Source organism: Arthrobacter sp. NPDC057009 (assembly GCF_042673905.1).
Lineage (GTDB): Bacteria > Actinomycetota > Actinomycetes > Actinomycetales > Micrococcaceae > Arthrobacter.
The window spans coordinates 68,801-85,260 of sequence record NZ_JBHUSB010000003.1; the positions used below are offsets into that span (position 1 = coordinate 68,801).

Genomic DNA, 16,460 nt, shown 5'->3' on the forward strand with positions numbered 1-16,460 from the left:
AGGATGGCTACCGCGCACGGCGGACCGTTCACCCAGAGCGGCCCGCCGTCTCCTGCCACGCCTCAGGGTCCTGCCGCCCGACCCGGAGGCGTTCCGGAATATCCCGTACGGGCCGAGGGCGTGCAGCTGCTGGGTGAGGCGAAGGACTCCGGCTACCTGGAACCGCCCTCCCTGGTCCGCAGGGCCGACGGTCAGGCCCTGCACCTGACCCGCTTGCTGTACCTGGTGATGGAGGCAGCGGACGGGACCCGCAGCATCGAGGACATCGCCGGCGACGTGACGCCGGCCTTTGGCCGGCTGGTCAGTGCCGAGAACGTGCGCGCTCTGATCCGGACGCAGCTGCTCCCCCTTGGCCTGCTGCGGCTCGCTGACGGATCCGAGCCGGAAGTGAAACGCGCCGATCCCCTGCTGGGAATGCGCCTGCGCTACACCGTCACCGATACGACGCGGACGGCCAGGATTACCAGGCCCTTCGCTGTCCTGTTCCACCCGCTCATCGCCGTTCCGGTGGTCGCTGCATTCCTGGCTGCATGCGGGTGGCTGCTGCTCAGTAAGGGACTTGCCTCGGCAACGCATAACGCCTTTGCCAACCCCGGGTTGCTCCTGCTCGTCTTCCTCGTGACCGTCCTGTCGGCGGGGTTCCACGAGTTCGGGCACGCCGCCGCCGCGATGAGGGGCGGTGCCACACCGGGAAGGATGGGCGCGGGCCTGTATCTGGTGTGGCCTGCGTTCTTCACGGACGTCACCGATTCCTACCGGCTGGGCCGTGGCGGACGGCTCCGCACAGATCTTGGCGGCCTCTACTTCAACGCGATCGTGGCCGTCATCATCATGGGCATCTGGTGGCTGACCAACGACGACGCGTGGCTGCTGGTGATCGCCACGCAAGTGCTGCAGATGGTGCGGCAGCTCCTGCCGCTGCTGAGGTTCGACGGCTACCACATCCTTACCGACGCCACCGGCGTGCCCGACCTGTTCCAGCACATCAAACCCACCCTCCTGGCGCTCCTGCCCTGGCGCCGGAACACCCCGGAAACCCGGGCGCTGAAGCCGTGGGCCCGTGCCCTGATCACGGTGTGGGTGCTGGTGACCGTCCCACTCCTGTTGCTGAGCCTGGTCCTGATCGTGCTTGCGTTGCCGCGGCTGCTCGCCACCGCGGGGGCCGCCGGGGCCGCACGCTACGCGCAGGCTACCGGCAGCCTGGCAGCCGGTGACTTCACCGGAGGTGCGGCGAACATGCTGGCGATGGTGGCTATCGCCCTGCCGGTCCTGGCAATCCTGTACATGCTGCTGCGGCTGGCCCGCCAACTGCTGCAGGCCATCCTGAAACGGACCAAAGGCAACACCCTCCGGCGCGGAACGGCCCTGGTGACTATCGCGGCAATTCTTGCCGGGCTCGCCTGGGCCTGGTGGCCTCGGCCGGAAACCTACCGCCCGGTTCAGCCATACGACCGCGGGACCCTGCTGGACGCCGTCCCCACCGCCCTGTCGGGGCCCGGTTCGGCGGGACTGGTGGAAGGCCGCCAAGGCGGGACCGTGGCCCTGTGGCCGGACGGGGCGGAACTGCCGACCCGGGAAAAACCGCAGCTGGCCCTGGTGCTGGTGCCCCGCCCGGACGCCGGAACGCCGCCGGACGAGGCGTCCCGAACAACCGTCGAAGACGGGAACCAGGTGGCGCCGTCATGGGTGTTTCCCTTCGACAAACCCCAAGCGCCCTACGGGGACGGCAACCAGGCGCTGGCGGTCAACACCACGGACGGGTCCGTCGTCTATGACATCGCCTTCGCCCTGGTCTGGGCGGACGACGGCACGCCCGTCGACACACGCAACGAGGCCTACGCCTTCGCCAACTGCACCGGCTGCGCAGCCGTTGCGGTGGGATTCCAGGTCGTGCTGGTAGTGGGGCAGGCGAACGTGGTTGTTCCCGAGAACCTGTCCGCGGCCGCGAACTACAACTGCGTATCCTGCCTCACCTATGCCCTTGCCAGCCAACTGGTGCTGACCCTTGACGGGCCGCTCAGCGCCGAGGGTGCAGCCAGGCTGCAGGCACTCTGGGAAGAGATCGCCGAGTTCGGACGCAACCTCCGCAACGTCCCGCTCACCGACATCCAAGCCCGGCTGTCTGCCTACAAGGAACAGATCACCGAGATCATCCGCACAGACCCCAGCACCGGAACACGGACCCCTGACACAACAGGCACCCAACCGACGTCACCAACCACCCCTTCGCAGACCCCGGACGGCGGGGAACCGCCCGCCCCTCCCGCGCCGGGGGACACCACGCCCGCCAGCCCTGTCCCGGCCGTTCCCGCACCCACGGTGCCGCCGGCACCGACGATATCCGGGACACCGGCGCCTACATCGACCACCACCCCGTCTCCGGGGCTCCCGCCAGCGGGCTAAGGCGCCGGCGCCGGAAACCGGAAGGGCTGGTCCTACTGATATCCGGGGCAGGGGACTTGCCTTGGTGATTTCAGCAGCGGCTGACGACCGGGACCGGCAGGCTAATTGGCACGGCGCCTGCCTTTCCAACGTCCCGGCGGACGCCTTCGGCGCCGGGACAGGCGACGGGCCAGGTCGATGGCGGCCCACAGACCGACGGCCACCGACAGGACGACAGAGCCGTAGACGAACAGCAGCCAGGCCAGGGTGCCCAGCGGAGGGCGGCTTCGGCTCAGCAACGAAAGACCGCCCAGCATCCCGACCGACCAGAAGAGAACCACTAACGCGAGTGCCGCCGCGGCCGGGAAGTACTGGCTCCGGACGACCCGGCGCAGGGATATCACCACCCATACTCCTTCAGCACGACCGTGGCGCTGCCATTTGCTGTAGGGCCGATGGAGAGGGGTCCACAGGTCATGCCGGGATCAGCCGTATGGAAACGAAGGGAACTTACTGATGAGGAAGCCATGGCGGCCCTTCCCGCTACTGGGATTGACGCCTACTGCTCGACTCCGTCACTTTAAGTCTCCTGACGTAGGTCATGTCAATAAGTCTGCTTTCTACCCCGAAGGCTCTCCGGCCCTGCCTGTCGCCCTGTCCGGACGGCAGCCGCGCCGGGGACGAAGTCCCTCGGCGGCCTCAGTGGGGCAGTGACCTCACCCTCCTGTTGGTCCTACCCAGGCGCTGAAGTCGCCCTTTCCTCCGCCGCCGCTATCGTCATCTTTGCCGCAGCGCAGGCAGCGCTTATAAAGGCTGCCGTCTTCGGTGTGTTCGACGTGCCACTCGTGCCGAATGTTCAGCTTGCACATCAGGGCCTTCAACATGACCTTCTCCGATCCGCGTAGTCAGCCGTCCTGGCATTTCAATGATGGCCCTGGTGGTGCCGCCGGAGAAGAAGGAACTGCTTGTACACCTGCCGGGCAGTCACTGCCCGGCCGCGAGTAGTGCCAGCAGCTAGTATGCAGGCGTGCCCAAACGGATGAGGTTCGCGGCGTTCAGGGGGAAGCAGTTCGAGGACGTGTACCTGCCCCACGTCACCGCCGTGAACAGCCTCGTTGAGTAGCTCCGGGAGGACGAGTCGCCGGCGGGGCGGGGCTGGGGCTCATATACATCGCTCCCCTTCACGGTGGTCAGAGGCAAAGACCCTGAAGTTCGCGCCGGGGAAGCGCGACGGGTTCCGGCCTTTGAGGAAGTCAGCGTGGAGCTTCGCAAAAGTCGCTAGGAGCCGGGCGCGCCGACCCCGGAAGATGGCGGCCCTGGTTGCAGGCTGGCGGCGGTGCATCAAGGGTACCGGCCTCGAGGGCTGGGCTCCTCTTCGAAAGCGTCGTCAGTGAGCCCGGTATCCCAAGAAACTCCACGGTCATTCCAAGAATGAATGCTGAAACTACTGGGGGCGGCGGCGGTCCACTAACCCACCCGGGGTCCTCGCTCCTCAACCAGTCCGCCGCTCGCCCCGCCAATGAGGGGATGGGCGTGACGAATGCCGCCGTTTCCCCTGATCGGAAGCCGCGCTCACAGCGGCAGGTTCCTGCGCTGATTCCCCGATGATCGGCCTAATGGGATACGACTACCCCCAGAAGGAACGGTTTTAGCATGCTGACGATCCGCCTCACAGTCTTCCGGTATTGACGATTGCGTTAAGTTACTAAGTACTCTTATTGTTTTTGGGAGTGTTAGGGGAAGGAAAATCATGATCGGTTTCATCGTTGCGGGTCTCGTGATCGGGGTACTGGCGCGGTTCATTAAGCCAGGCAGGCAGAATCTGAGCTTGGTCGCCACGCTGCTGCTTGGGCTGGCCGGTTCTGTCGTAGGAGGGGTTATCGCTAGCCTGCTGGGCACCGGGGACATCTTCGAACTGAACGTCCTTGGATTCATCGTTGCCGTCATCGCCGCCGTTCTTCTGATTGGCGTCGCGGAAGGGATCTCCGGCCGCAAGGGCGCCCGCCGATAACAAGATCACGACTGCCCCTGGCGGTTCAGCACCCCGGTGCCGGAGCTCCCGTCAGCTCAGGCACGGGTGCCCAAAACGGGACAGGGGCCTGCCGAGAACCGGGGGGAGGGGAGGCGCCTGGTGAAATCAGCGGCGGCTGACGACCCGGACCGGAACGCTATTTGGCGCGGCGCCTACCTTTCCAGCGTCCTGACGGACGCCTCCGACAGCAGGACAGGTGGCGAGCCAGGTCGATTGCAGCCACAGACCAAGGGCCGCCAACACGACGACAGAGGCGTAGACGAACAGCAGCCAGGCCAGGGCGCACAGCGGCGGGCGGCTTCTGCTCAGCAATGAAAGTCCGCCAGGATCCCGACTGACACGGAAGATAACCACCCGCGTAAGTGGGGCCCCGGAAAGTACTGGCTCCGGATACTGGCGCCGGCCTCCTGACGGGCTTGCACGGAGTTGGAGTCTCGCATAGCGGAGTAGTGGCCCTAGTCAATCATCACGAGCGATCTTTATTTCAGTCAGACGGAAAAGGTCAAGTTCATCCCCGTCGTTGTGAGCGGAGAGGACGTCAGATTCATCTCTCCTCCCTTGGCCCTGACGAACTTCTATGAGATTGGCGTTCCGGGCAACCGGAGCTTGGACATATTTCTTCGTCACCTTTCACGGTCAGCCAGCCTTGGTACCAGTGGAACTGGGTGAAGTCCCGGTTTTGAACGCTCCCGATTCTAGCGACCCACCTAGAGACGAAAATGACGAGCTGTTTTCATGTGCTCTCGACTTGGCATCCCGAGGTGCAGTACAAGAAGCAGAAGAGAAGATTTTCCCCCTACTTGATTCCGGAGTCCCCGCCATTGCATCAAGGGCAGCGCACGCCATTGGAAAGATCCGACTGCAGGATGAACAATATTCGGCATCTACTAGTGCGTTTAGACGAGCGCTGGAATAGAGCGACGACCCGAAATTCACTGAGTTAGTAGCGGAAGACCTGCGTGTTGCTCTAGCTGTTATGAACTCGCACTATGGCGAGGGAGGGCCAGTTGAAGCATCGCTGTTTTGCTTTACATACGATCAGTTATCGGCGTCACAGCGCGTAGAGAAGAAGCTGTGAAGCTCCAGTCGCGAGGGAACCAGGGTCTAGGATTTCGCATCGTCGATAACTCCAACGCAGACAAGTCATTCAATCGGACTTTTTGCGCAGTGCTGCCCAGGCTTGGAAACCGCCGACAAGGTCGGTCGCATGGATCAGCCCTAGCCGTTGCAGGGTGTGTGCAGCGAGGCTGGAGCTGTAGCCCTCATTGCAAACGACCACGATCCGCCGGGCGGGGTCGTCGGCGATCGCGAGCCGGTGGGGGCTGGAAGGGCCGAGCCGCCACTCGAGAACGTTTCGGTCAATGACGACCGCTCCCGGAAGATCACCGTCGCGGTCTCGCTGATCGACCGGCCGTGTGTCTACGACAAGGGCGCCCGCTGCCATCTCCCGCTCAAGATCCGACGCGTGAACACGCTCGAGCCCGCTGCGGCTCTCAATCAGTAATTCGTTGATCGTAAGAGTCCCGGGGGAACCGCTCTGATCTGAACTGCTTTGGCCGGTCGCGGCGCCGTCGTCTGAGAAATGACACTGCTTCACCGTTTTCCTCGCTTGCCTGCTGATTGCTCGGTCGTTTCCACTATGAAGCGAAATGATGGGCTATTTTGGTCGTCAATTTCAAGGCTATGGAGGGAGCCAGTTCAACGGAGATGCGATTGGAGGCGTTTGCGGAGGACGACTCAATCCGAGGTCCAGCACGGTGGTTGTTTTGAGGTGCGGGCTTGTTCGCCATGGATTTGTGGGAATGAAAGACAGGCGGCAGTGGCTCGCGTTTGTCTTGTGCCTGCTGATCCCTCTGACCGGCAGTGCGGGGTGCGCCTATGAATACCCCGAACCCGCGCATACCCCAACAACTGGCTCCGCGCCCGTTTACGCACCGGCAGCTGACCCGACGCCACGTACCAGCTACCGCGAAGCCCTACAGTGCTCCGGAGGTACTGGAGCGGGAAGCTGGGAACTACGCTGAGCTGGACCCGCTCCTTGAGTCAGTGCCGGGTCCAGTCCTCCTTGCCGATGTAGGGCCGTTGGACGGGCCTCTCAGGGGTCTTGGCGGCATCGAGAAGGTGCCTGCGGCCGGGCAGTACACGGTCACCGCCGCCTGTGTCGGCGCGTCCGCCGCGACGGTCGCCGTCGGACAGGAGAATCCAGGTGCCCCCTTCCGGCCGATGGAGCTCGCGCTGGATCGCGCCGTTGCCGCTGGGGCTTAGCCGCAAGGACGTAGTGCAACTGCACGAGGCCATGATGCGCCTCATTGCAGCGACCAGGGCTGTCCCGGTGCCGTAAACAGCAAGGAAAACAGCCTGCTCGAAGCTGGGGCGAGGGGCTGTCTTTTAGCTGTAGGGTGGGGCAGTGCAAGCATGGAAGGAATGCCGTAGCACTGTCCGGTCCGCGGGCGCGGAGCTGGCCGTGTTCGAATATGGGCCACCACCAGGAAACGGCGTTCCCAGTCTGCTTCTCGTGCACGGATACCCGGATGACCACCGGCTTTATCTTCCGGTCATCGCCGAACTGGCCGCAGCCCACCACATCATCACCTACGACACCCGCAACGCCGGGATGTCCTCAGTGCGGCACGCTCCTGATGACTTCACTCTCAACGCCCTGGTGAACGACGCAGCAACCGCTTCCCCGCCGGAGAGGTAACGGCCCCGGAGTCGGTACATTTGCCCGTTGCCGTAGTGGTTCCCCTCAAGGATCCCTTCCTCTCACCACACCTGAGGGAGGGGCTGGGGTCCTGGGTTAGTGACCTGACCGTCATTCACGTCGACGGCGGGCACTGGTGGCCTGCCACCCATCCCAGGAATTCGCGCACCTCCTGCGGGGTCGATGAAGCCCCAGAGGGCAGGCCCTCTCCTGCTCGGGGCGCCGCCTAAGACAGCACCGCCGGTGGGAAGGCGGCCCGCTTGGCCGCCTCTACTGCAAGGCGGGTGTCCTCGTCCACAAGATCGGCATTGATAGCAGTGGCTGCCTTAACTCCTGCCGAGGCTGCTGTTATCACTTCTGCCGTTGGGTCACAGATATTGCCGGCAGCCCACACGCCCGCAGCAGTCGTCAGACCATTGGGGTCCGCGCCCAAATGCCGGCCCTGCGCGGCGCAGTCTGCCTGCTGCAGTCCGAGCGACTGAAGCACCGGCGACTCGGTCCTGGCGGTGGGTTTCACGACGAGGTAGTCGCATGCGACCGACTGGCCGGATGCCACGCGCAGTCCCCTGAGGGTGTCCTGCGATATTTCCAACGCAGCCACGCGTCCTTTGACGACGCGGATTGACCGGGCCTCAAGCTGTTCACGGTCTCCGGAATCGAGGTCCTCCAGGAGGTGCTGAAAGAAAGTGACGTTGCCGCTCCACTGCCGGAAGAGCAGTGCCTCCTGCACCGCCGCGGGTTCCGTGGCAAGAATTCCTATGGCCCGATCGCGGATTTCCCAGCCGTGGCAGTACGGGCAATGCAGCACGTCGCGGCCCCATCGTTCCTTGATGCCAGTCACCTCCGGCAACTCATCCTCAAAGCCGGAAGCGATGAGCAGGCGCCGCGAACGGAGGCTCCGCCGGTCCTGCAGCTCAGTGATGAAAATGCCGGCTTCTTTGCGTGCCGCGACGGCCCGCCCCTGCAGGATCTCGCCACCGTATGCCCGTACTTCCGCACGGCCGGCCGCAAGAAGCTCCCCAGGCGGCAGGCCCTCGTGGGCCAGGAACCCGTGCACCTCCGGGGATCGGCCGTTCCTTGGCTCGCCGGCGTCGATGACCACAACGGAACGCAGTGCCCTGCAGAGAGTCACCGCTGCGCTCAGGCCGGCTGCACCCCCTCCGACAACCACAACGTCGTATATCTTTTTCGGTGCCATGCAGCTCCCCTAACGAGCTTCGCTACTTACGTTTCCGTACCCTCTGCATACCGCCACTAAAGAGGAGCATCATAAGCATACTTATCAATCCCTTGCTACTGGCGGCCTGACCCAGTCCTGTAGGCGTAGACAGAACGGTCTGTCTACGTGCATCGAGACGATGTATTATCCGTGTGTGCAGACCCCAGAGAGCCGGGCCGAGGAGCCCAAGCGCCTTGCGGCGGACGGGCCTCGGGAGAAGATTGTTGCCGTCGCCTATGAGCTGTTTGCCCGCCGCGGGATCCGCGATGTGGGTGTCGACGAGCTGATCCGTGCTTCAGGAGTGGCCAAGGCAACCTTCTACAGGCACTTCCCCTCCAAGGACGACGTCGTCCTGGCCTTCCTTGAGCAGTGGTACCTGGAACGGACGGCAGCCATCCAGGAGGCAATCGCCCGGCATGGGACCAGCGATGGGGCAGCCGTGCTGACCATCTTCGACGTCTTCGACGACTGGTTCCGCCAAGGCGCGGCGCAGGTCGGCTCGTTCCTGCACGTGATGATGGAAATGGGCCCCGAGCATCCCCTCGGCAAGGTGAGCATCGAGTACCTGGACAAGACGCGGCAGGAGATCGCAGAACTTGCAGAGTCCGCTGGCCTCGACAACCCCGACGACTTCGCCTGGTCCATCCACATCCTGCTCAAGGGAGCGATTGTTGCTGCGGCCGAAGGTGACCCCCACGCCGCTGCCCGCGCCAAGGCCATGGCCGCGCTGCTCATGGACAGCCGCCGGTCCTGACCGGAGGCGGCTTGAAGGACAGCAGGCCACCCGCCGTCGTAGCACACGGACACACGAAGCAATGTTTCGGCGACTCGCCCGTAACCTGTTTAGATGCCTCGTTTTGCTCTTGATATAGAATCCGTCGCCCGCCCTGCCCGTTCGCAGGAACTCCTGGACGCCGTGAACCACCGGGTCGTCATCGCCGACGGTGCGATGGGCACCATGCTGCAGGGCCGCGAGCTGTCGCTCGAGGTGGATTTCCAGGGCCTGGAAGGCTGCAACGAGATCCTCAACCACACCCGCCCGGACGTCATCGCCGACATCCACGACGCGTACTTCGCCACGGGCATCGACGCGGTGGAAACCAACACCTTCGGCGCCAACTGGTCCAACCTCTCCGACTACGGCATCGACGACCGCATCGCCGAACTCGCGCTGAAGGGCGCGAAGATCGCCCGCGAGCGTGCCGAGGCGGCAGAAGAAACGGACGGCCGGATGCGGTGGGTCCTTGGCTCGATGGGGCCGGGCACCAAGCTCCCCAGCCTCGGCCACACCAGCTACGACTACCTCAAGCAGACGTTCGCCCTGCAGGCCGAAGGCCTCATCGACGGGGGAGCGGACGCATTCCTCATCGAGACCAGCCAGGACCTCCTGCAGACCAAAGCCGCCGTCAACGGCTGCAAGCAGGCCATCGTGGCCCGCGGCATCCGCCTCCCGATCTTCGTCGAGGTGACCGTCGAAACAACCGGAACCATGCTGATGGGCTCCGAAATCGGCGCCGCGCTCACCGCGCTCGAACCGCTCGGCGTCGACGCCATCGGCCTGAACTGCGCCACCGGCCCCGACGAGATGAGCGAGCACCTTCGCCACCTCTCCAAGCAGTCCTCCGTCGCGATCGCCTGCATGCCCAACGCCGGCCTGCCGGTGCTCACCGCCGACGGCGCGCACTACCCGCTCTCGCCTGCCGAACTCGCCGCCTCCCACGAACAGTTCGTGCGGGAGTTCGGCCTGGGGCTCGTGGGCGGCTGCTGCGGTACGACGCCGGAGCACATGGCCGCCGTCGTCGAACGTCTTGCCCCCTTCCGCACCATAAGCAACGCGCCCGACGGCGGCACTGCCGCCGGCAGCGGGAACGGCACCGCCCGCGTCCCCACCGAGCAGGACCCGGGCATCGCTTCCCTGTACCAGCACGTGTCGTTCGACCAGGACGCCTCCTACCTGGCCATCGGTGAGCGCACCAACGCGAACGGTTCCAAGGCGTTCCGCCAGGCGATGCTTGAAGAGCGCTGGGACGACTGTGTGGATATCGCCCGCGAGCAGATCCGCGTCGGCGCGCACCTGCTCGATGTCTGCATTGACTACGTGGGGCGCGACGGCGTCGCCGACATCAAGGAGGTGGTCTCGCGCTTCGCGTCCGCCTCCACGCTCCCGCTCGTCATCGACTCCACCGAACCGCCCGTCCTGCAGGCCGGCCTCGAACTCATCGGCGGCCGCCCGGTGGTCAACTCCGTCAACTACGAGGACGGTGACGGCCCGGACAGCCGCTTCGCGCGCATCATGCCGCTCGTCAAGGAACACGGCACCGCCGTGATCGCCCTGACCATCGATGAGCACGGCCAGGCGCGCACCACAGACGGCAAGGTGGCCATCGCCTCGCGCCTCGTCGACGAACTGGTGGGCGAATGGGGGATGCGCGTTGAGGACATCATCGTCGACTGCCTGACCTTCCCCGTCGCCACCGGCCAGGAGGAGACGCGCCGGGACGGCATCGAAACGATCGAGGCGATCCGCCAGATCACTGCGAAGTACCCCGGCATCAACACCACGCTCGGCGTCTCCAACGTGTCCTTTGGCCTGAACCCTGCCGCCCGCATCGTCCTGAACTCCGTGTTCCTGCACGAGGCCGTGCAGGCAGGACTGACCAGCGGCATCATCGACGCCGCCAAGATCGTGCCGCTCGCCTCCCTGCCCGAAGAGCAGCGCCAAGTGGCCCTGGACCTCGTTTGGGACCGCCGCGAATACGACGCCGACGGCAACACCACCTACGACCCCCTGGCCCGCATGCTGGATCTCTTCGCCGGCGTCGACACCGCAGCCCTCAAGGACCAGCGCGCCGCGGAACTCGCCGCGCTGCCCACCGGTGAACGCCTGCAGCGGCGCATCATCGACGGCGAAGGCAAGGGCCTCGAAGAGGACCTCGACCTGGCCCGGAGCGAGGGCATGACCGCGCTCGGCATCATCAACGACCACCTGCTCGAAGGCATGAAGGTGGTGGGCGAACGCTTCGGCGCCGGCGAGATGCAGCTGCCGTTCGTGCTGCAGTCCGCCGAGGTGATGAAGAACGCGGTAGCCCTGCTCGAGCCGCACATGGAGAAGTCCGACTCCTCGGGCAAGGGCACTATGGTGATCGCCACCGTCCGCGGCGACGTGCATGACATCGGCAAAAACCTCGTGGACATCATCCTCACCAACAACGGCTACAACGTGGTCAACATCGGCATCAAGCAGGGCATCGCCGAGATCATCGCCGCCGCGGAGGAGCACGACGCCGACGTGATCGGTATGTCCGGGCTGCTGGTGAAATCCACGGTGGTGATGAAGGAGAACCTCGCGGAGTTGCAGTCCCGCGGCCTGGCGAAGAAGTGGCCGGTAATCCTCGGCGGGGCGGCCCTGACCCGCGCCTACGTGGAGCAGGACCTGGCGGAGCAGTTTGACGGCGTGGTCAGGTACGCCAAGGACGCCTTCGAAGGCCTGGGCCTCATGGAACCGCTGGTCCGCGTGGCCCGCGGCGAGTCGCCGGATGACGTCGGCCTTCCGCCGCTGAAGAAGCGCATCCACCGCGGGGGCGCGAAGCTCACCGTGACCGAGCCGGAGGCGATGCCCGGCCGTTCCGACGTGGCATCCGACAACCCTGTGCCTGCGCCGCCGTTCTGGGGTACGCGCATCGTGCGCGGTGTTGCGCTCCACGACTTCGCGGCCTTCCTGGATGAGCGTGCCACCTTTATGGGGCAGTGGGGGCTGAAGCCCGGCCGCGGCGAGGGCGGCGCCACCTATGAGGAACTGGTGGAACGCGAGGGCCGGCCGCGCCTGCGGTACTGGCTGGACCGCATCCTTGCCGAGGGAATGCTCGACGCGTCCGTCGCGTACGGCTACTTCCCGGTGGTTTCCGAAGGGGAACAGGTGGTGGTGCTGCACCACGCGGAGGATCCCGACGGCGTGCTCGGCACCCCGGGCCTGCTCGCCACCGACGGTGGGTCAGGAGGACCGATCGGTACCGAGCGGCTGCGTTTCGACTTCCCGCGCCAGCGCCGCGACAAGCACCTGTGCCTCGCCGACTTCGTGCGCTCGCGCGAATCAGGGCAGATCGACGTCCTGCCGGTGCAGCTGGTCACCGCCGGTGCCAAGATCGACGAGGTGCTTGCGGAAATGTTCGCCGGGAACCACTACCGCGACTACTACGAGCTCAACGGGCTGGTCATGCAGCTCACCGAGGCGCTCGCGGAGTTCTGGCACGCGCGTGTGCGCTCGGAGCTCGGTTTCGCCGCCGAGGAACCGAAGGAGAAGGCAGGACTGTTCAAGCTCGACTACCGCGGTGCACGCTTCTCGCTCGGATACCCCGCGTGCCCCGAGATGGAGGACCGCCGCAAGGTGGTGGAGCTGCTGCGTCCCGAGCGCATGGGTGTGATCCTGAGCGATGAGCTGATGCTCCAGCCCGAACAGTCCACCGACGCGTTCGTTTTCCACCACCCGGAGGCGAAGTACTTCAAGGTGTAAGGCGAAGCCGGTCTTTGGCCTAGATGGACAGGGTCTGCGTGGCTTGAGCCCGCATGGCCTGCCCGCTTCCGCCGGAGACCGGCTTTACCCGCCGCAGCGCGGCAAGGATCGCCCGCCCCACCACACAGATTCCGATGATCGTGGTGACGGCGCGCAGCGTGTCCCAGCCGGCCGTGGAGGTCAGGAGCGAGTAGAGCAGGAAGCTGCTGAGGTTGGTGCCCAGCGGAGCGCCAGGGACGTAGGAGATGCCCGTGCCGGCGCCGACGGCGAAGGGCCAGAACCACAGGTTCGTCAGCAGGCCGAACAGGTAGGACGCCAGGGCCCCGTAGCCGCACAGCATCCACAGCTCCGCTTTGCCGCGCACCCGGCGGGGGAGCAGGCCGGCCCCGGCGCCCACCCACGCGCAGGCGAAGATCTGGAACGGCGTCCACGGTCCGATACCGCCCCACAGCGCACTCGAGACGGCGATGGTGGCGGCACCGAGGAGCAGGCCGAAACGGGCACCGAAGGCGCGGCCGGCCAGGATCAGCAGAATAAAGACTGCCTCAACGCCCCCGACGCCGGTGCTCGCCACCCGCACCACCGAACCGACGGCGGCCAGCACGCCGAGCAACGCGACAGTGTGCGCGGAGCGCACCGAGCCGTCGAGGGACACCACGACGGCGACGGCGGCAAGGGGCGCTATTGCCAGCGCCGCGTAGGGTGTGGCGGCGGCAGCATCCTCCGGGAGGGCCGTCGCGAGCAGCGGCCAGCAGAACGTGGCCAGAGCCAGGAGGTTTGCTGCCGCAAGTACCGCAACTTCGACAGCCCGTGGCATCCGGATCCGGCGGGTTTTTGCCCTTCCCTGCATATCCATTGGTTGGGGAGAGACCCAAGGTGTCCGTGCAGCGCCGGCCGCTCCTGTGCCAGCCGGGGAGGTGGCCGTCAGCGCCGTAGCTGCTTCCGGGGGAGCATGGAGAGGCGGTTCGACGGCGCCGGGTAGGACAGCGCTGGGCGACACTGATGAGGGGGTGACGCCGTCGTGCATCGGCAGGATCCGGGCGCCGAGGCCATGGGCGAAATCAACATCGTGCGTGGCAATCAGGACCGCCGCACCGGCATCCGCTGCGGCCCGCAGCGCCGCCGAGACTGCGGTGCGCGCCGCAGGATCGAGGCCGCGCGTCGGCTCATCGATCAGGAGCACCTGGGGATCGTCCATGGTCTGCAGCGCGATGGCAAGGATCCTGCGCTCGCCGGCGGAGAGGTCCCGGGGATGCTCGTGCCCGATGGGCATCCGGGCATTTCCCCGCAGCCGGGCAAGGCGTGATTCCGCAGGCACAGGGTTTGAACGCCCCGGGCTTGAACGCCGCGAGTCACGCGCGTGGCGCCGCTCTGCCGCCCGGAGCTCCGCCGCTACGGTGTCCCTGGTGAAGAGGTCGTCAGAGGCGTCCGGAACGAGGGCCACGCGCCCGCCGCCGGCTGCGCCTTCAACGCGCGTCCCCTCAAGCGTGCCTTCACCCAGGGCAAGCGCCACAAGGAGCGATGACTTACCGGCTCCGTTCGGCCCCACCAGGGCCACGACTTCCCCGCGGTGGAGGGTGAAGGATGCGTCGCGCACCAGCGGCTTTCCCCCGCGCTGCACTTCGAGTTTCGTCGCCGTCAGTACGGGTGCGTGCTCCGCCGGGTTTTCCGCTGCTTGCCCGGGCGTTGGATGGGGAACGGCCGTGGCTGGAGCGGTCGGTGCGACGCCGGGAACCAGGGTGCCGTCGTCGATGGTCCACCAGGAGTCGGCGATAGGTACGAGCGGCTTCGCCCGGTGCTCCGCCACGATGACGCAGACGCCCGCCTCTCGGGCGAGGGCGTTGAGCACGGCGATGACGCGGCCGCGAGCTGCGGCGTCAAGGTCGGCCAGGGGCTCGTCAACCAGGAGCAGGGCCGGGTGCTCCACAACCGCGGCGGCGATGGCCACGAGCATCGCTTCACCCGCCGAAAGCGTGCTGATGTTCCGGTCCAGCAGGGCCGACACCCCGATACGCTCCGCGACCTCCGATACCCGTGCCTTGGCGGCGGCTGATGCCACGCCGCGCAGTTCGAGGGCGAGGGCGATTTCGTCGCGGACCCGGGTGGTGGCGAAGGCGGCGCGCGGATTCTGCAGTACGACGCCGATGAGGCGGGCGGTGTCCCGCGGCGGCGTCGCGGCCCGGTCCGTTCCGGCGATGCACAGCGTGCCGGAAATGCCGCCGCCGTCAACGTGTGAGAGGAGGCCCGCGATGCCCCGCAGGATCGTGGACTTGCCGGAGCCGGTCGGCCCGGTAATCACCGTGACGGACCCGCTCGACGGTGTGAAATTGGGGACGCGGACCCGCGCGTCACCAATGCTGAATTGTGCGTCCCGGACGAGCAGCGGTGCTTCATCGCCGCGGCCGGCCTGAAGGCCGGACTGGAGCGGTGCCCGGCTCCCGAAGCCCCGCAGCTCCAGGGCTGCGGCGACCCGGCTGGCGTGCTCGAGGGTGCGCTCGAGCACGGGAACAAGCGCGCGGGGTCCGAAGCGTTCGCCCCGCAGCCGGAAAGCCAGGCGCACGGAGCCCACGGCGTCGGAGAGCGCGGGGAGCGCTGCCCAGGCCACCACAAGCATCCGGGCCATGCCCTGCATGGGGCCGCCGCGGGCCAGGACGACGAAGCCACGGGCCACGTCCACGCAGGCGTTGAGGAGGCCGAAGCCGAAGATCAAGCCGGCAATCGGCAGGGCGGACAGGACCGCCTCCTCCAGGCCCTGGGCCGTAACCGGCCCGAAGAGGACCACATGGGCATACGGGGCAGGCAACGGGATCGCCGGTATGTCGAACAGAACCGGCTCACCAATGCCCGCCCCGTTGAAAAGGATGCGGTAGATGACCCGCGCCGCGATGAAAACGACGGCGAGAGCCGCCCCTGCCCGTAACGGCGCGGGTCGAAAGGTCACGCCGTCGGTGCGGCCGGTGCGCCGTCGACCGTGTACAGCAGCTCCAGGCTCTGTCCCGGGCTGACCTTCAGGGTGGCGAGGCCTTCCTGCGCGTATGCCCAGGGGCCGGATTCCGGCTTAACCCACAGGGACCAGTAGGCGAAGGCGGCAGGCATCTTCTTGCATTCCTCGCGGTACGTGCCGCCCTTGTGGGTGATGTCCAAGTCCGCGGCGGGCACGCCGTTCACCCGGCACACCAGTTCCTTGGGGTATTGGTCGGTGCCCTCGGTCTTCACCTTTGCCGCATCGAGCACCTTGGAGGCGAGAGTCGGCGCGTCCACGGGCACGCAGACGGATGTGTCGGCGGCAGCCTGCTTCAGGGCGCCCGAGTCGACGATCACCTTCACCCCGGCGCAGGGATCGGTGGCCGCGCTGGATTCAGAGGCGGCGCTGGTGGAAGCCGCTGCTGTGGAAGTCGTTTCAGAAGCGGTTGGCTGGGTGGCGGCCGGCGAGGAGCAGGCGGCGAGGCTAAACAGGAGACCTGCGGCGGCGAGGGAGCTCGCGGCGGCGGTGCGAATCTTAGTCAGTGTCACTTGTTAAGGGTAGGACGTTGCCTGCCCGGAACCGGATGCCTTCGCGTTGTGTGACGTTACTTTGGCCCTCTTGACCGAAGTGAGCGCATGTGCCACATTGAAC

At 66.1% G+C, this 16,460-nt stretch carries 11 protein-coding genes; 6 read left to right on the forward strand and 5 right to left on the reverse strand.

Features of this window, described 5'->3' with window-relative positions:
* Positions 1–3 precede the first annotated feature (3 nt).
* A complete protein-coding gene (locus ACFTR6_RS04865; protein WP_377957074.1) occupies positions 4–2,403 on the forward strand; it encodes a hypothetical protein in 2,400 nt (799 codons plus the stop codon).
* A gap of 101 nt (positions 2,404–2,504) precedes the next feature.
* On the opposite strand, the gene ACFTR6_RS04870 is transcribed toward ACFTR6_RS04865, so the two are convergent.
* The gene (locus tag ACFTR6_RS04870) at positions 2,505–2,789 is read right to left on the reverse strand and encodes a hypothetical protein (protein ID WP_377957075.1); all 285 of its coding nucleotides are present in this window, start codon (positions 2,787–2,789) and stop codon (positions 2,505–2,507) included.
* A 1,343-nt stretch (positions 2,790–4,132) separates the two neighbouring features.
* Between ACFTR6_RS04870 and ACFTR6_RS04875 the strand changes: the two genes are divergently transcribed.
* Complete coding sequence (locus tag ACFTR6_RS04875; RefSeq protein WP_076799917.1) at positions 4,133–4,393, forward strand: GlsB/YeaQ/YmgE family stress response membrane protein; 261 nt, start codon at positions 4,133–4,135, stop codon at positions 4,391–4,393.
* A gap of 1,168 nt (positions 4,394–5,561) precedes the next feature.
* On the opposite strand, the gene ACFTR6_RS04880 is transcribed toward ACFTR6_RS04875, so the two are convergent.
* The gene (locus ACFTR6_RS04880) at positions 5,562–6,011 is read right to left on the reverse strand and encodes a rhodanese-like domain-containing protein (RefSeq protein WP_083706295.1); all 450 of its coding nucleotides are present in this window, start codon (positions 6,009–6,011) and stop codon (positions 5,562–5,564) included.
* Between the two features lie 281 nt (positions 6,012–6,292).
* On the opposite strand from ACFTR6_RS04880, the gene ACFTR6_RS04885 reads away from it, so the two are divergent.
* Both ACFTR6_RS04885 and ACFTR6_RS04890 read left to right on the forward strand, forming a co-directional pair.
* Positions 6,293–6,679, forward strand: coding sequence for a hypothetical protein (locus tag ACFTR6_RS04885; RefSeq protein WP_377957076.1), 387 nt, complete (start codon positions 6,293–6,295; stop codon positions 6,677–6,679).
* 142 nt (positions 6,680–6,821) lie between these two features.
* A complete protein-coding gene (locus ACFTR6_RS04890; RefSeq protein ID WP_377957077.1) occupies positions 6,822–7,115 on the forward strand; it encodes an alpha/beta fold hydrolase in 294 nt (97 codons plus the stop codon).
* Between the two features lie 226 nt (positions 7,116–7,341).
* Here ACFTR6_RS04890 and ACFTR6_RS04895 read toward each other — a convergent pair whose 3' ends face one another.
* Entirely contained in the window at positions 7,342–8,313 is a 972-nt protein-coding gene (locus ACFTR6_RS04895) for an NAD(P)/FAD-dependent oxidoreductase (RefSeq protein ID WP_377957078.1), read from the reverse strand.
* A 175-nt stretch (positions 8,314–8,488) separates the two neighbouring features.
* On the opposite strand from ACFTR6_RS04895, the gene ACFTR6_RS04900 reads away from it, so the two are divergent.
* Together ACFTR6_RS04900 and metH are read left to right on the forward strand one after the other, a co-directional pair.
* Positions 8,489–9,088: a TetR/AcrR family transcriptional regulator gene (locus ACFTR6_RS04900; protein WP_377957079.1), complete on the forward strand. Its 600-nt coding sequence runs from the start codon at positions 8,489–8,491 to the stop codon at positions 9,086–9,088.
* 93 nt (positions 9,089–9,181) lie between these two features.
* Positions 9,182–12,844: a methionine synthase gene (metH, locus tag ACFTR6_RS04905; protein WP_377957080.1), complete on the forward strand. Its 3,663-nt coding sequence runs from the start codon at positions 9,182–9,184 to the stop codon at positions 12,842–12,844.
* 19 nt (positions 12,845–12,863) lie between these two features.
* Here the strand turns inward: metH and ACFTR6_RS04910 are convergent, their stop codons facing one another.
* Complete coding sequence (locus tag ACFTR6_RS04910) at positions 12,864–15,785, reverse strand: ATP-binding cassette domain-containing protein (protein ID WP_377957081.1); 2,922 nt, start codon at positions 15,783–15,785, stop codon at positions 12,864–12,866.
* On the reverse strand, positions 15,782–16,357 hold the full coding sequence (locus tag ACFTR6_RS04915; protein ID WP_377957082.1) for a hypothetical protein: 576 nt from the start codon (positions 16,355–16,357) through the stop codon (positions 15,782–15,784). The genes ACFTR6_RS04910 and ACFTR6_RS04915 overlap by 4 nt, the downstream gene beginning before the upstream one ends.
* Between the last annotated feature and the right edge of the window lie 103 nt (positions 16,358–16,460).

Coding starts and splice junctions, on each gene's coding strand:
- ACFTR6_RS04865 (WP_377957074.1), top strand. CDS start 4: ATGGCTACCGCGCACGGCGGACCGTTCACCCAGAGCGGCCCGCCGTCT.
- ACFTR6_RS04875 (WP_076799917.1), top strand. CDS start 4,133: ATGATCGGTTTCATCGTTGCGGGTCTCGTGATCGGGGTACTGGCGCGG.
- ACFTR6_RS04895 (WP_377957078.1), bottom strand. CDS start 8,313: ATGGCACCGAAAAAGATATACGACGTTGTGGTTGTCGGAGGGGGTGCA.
- ACFTR6_RS04885 (WP_377957076.1), top strand. CDS start 6,293: ATGAATACCCCGAACCCGCGCATACCCCAACAACTGGCTCCGCGCCCG.
- metH (WP_377957080.1), top strand. CDS start 9,182: ATGCCTCGTTTTGCTCTTGATATAGAATCCGTCGCCCGCCCTGCCCGT.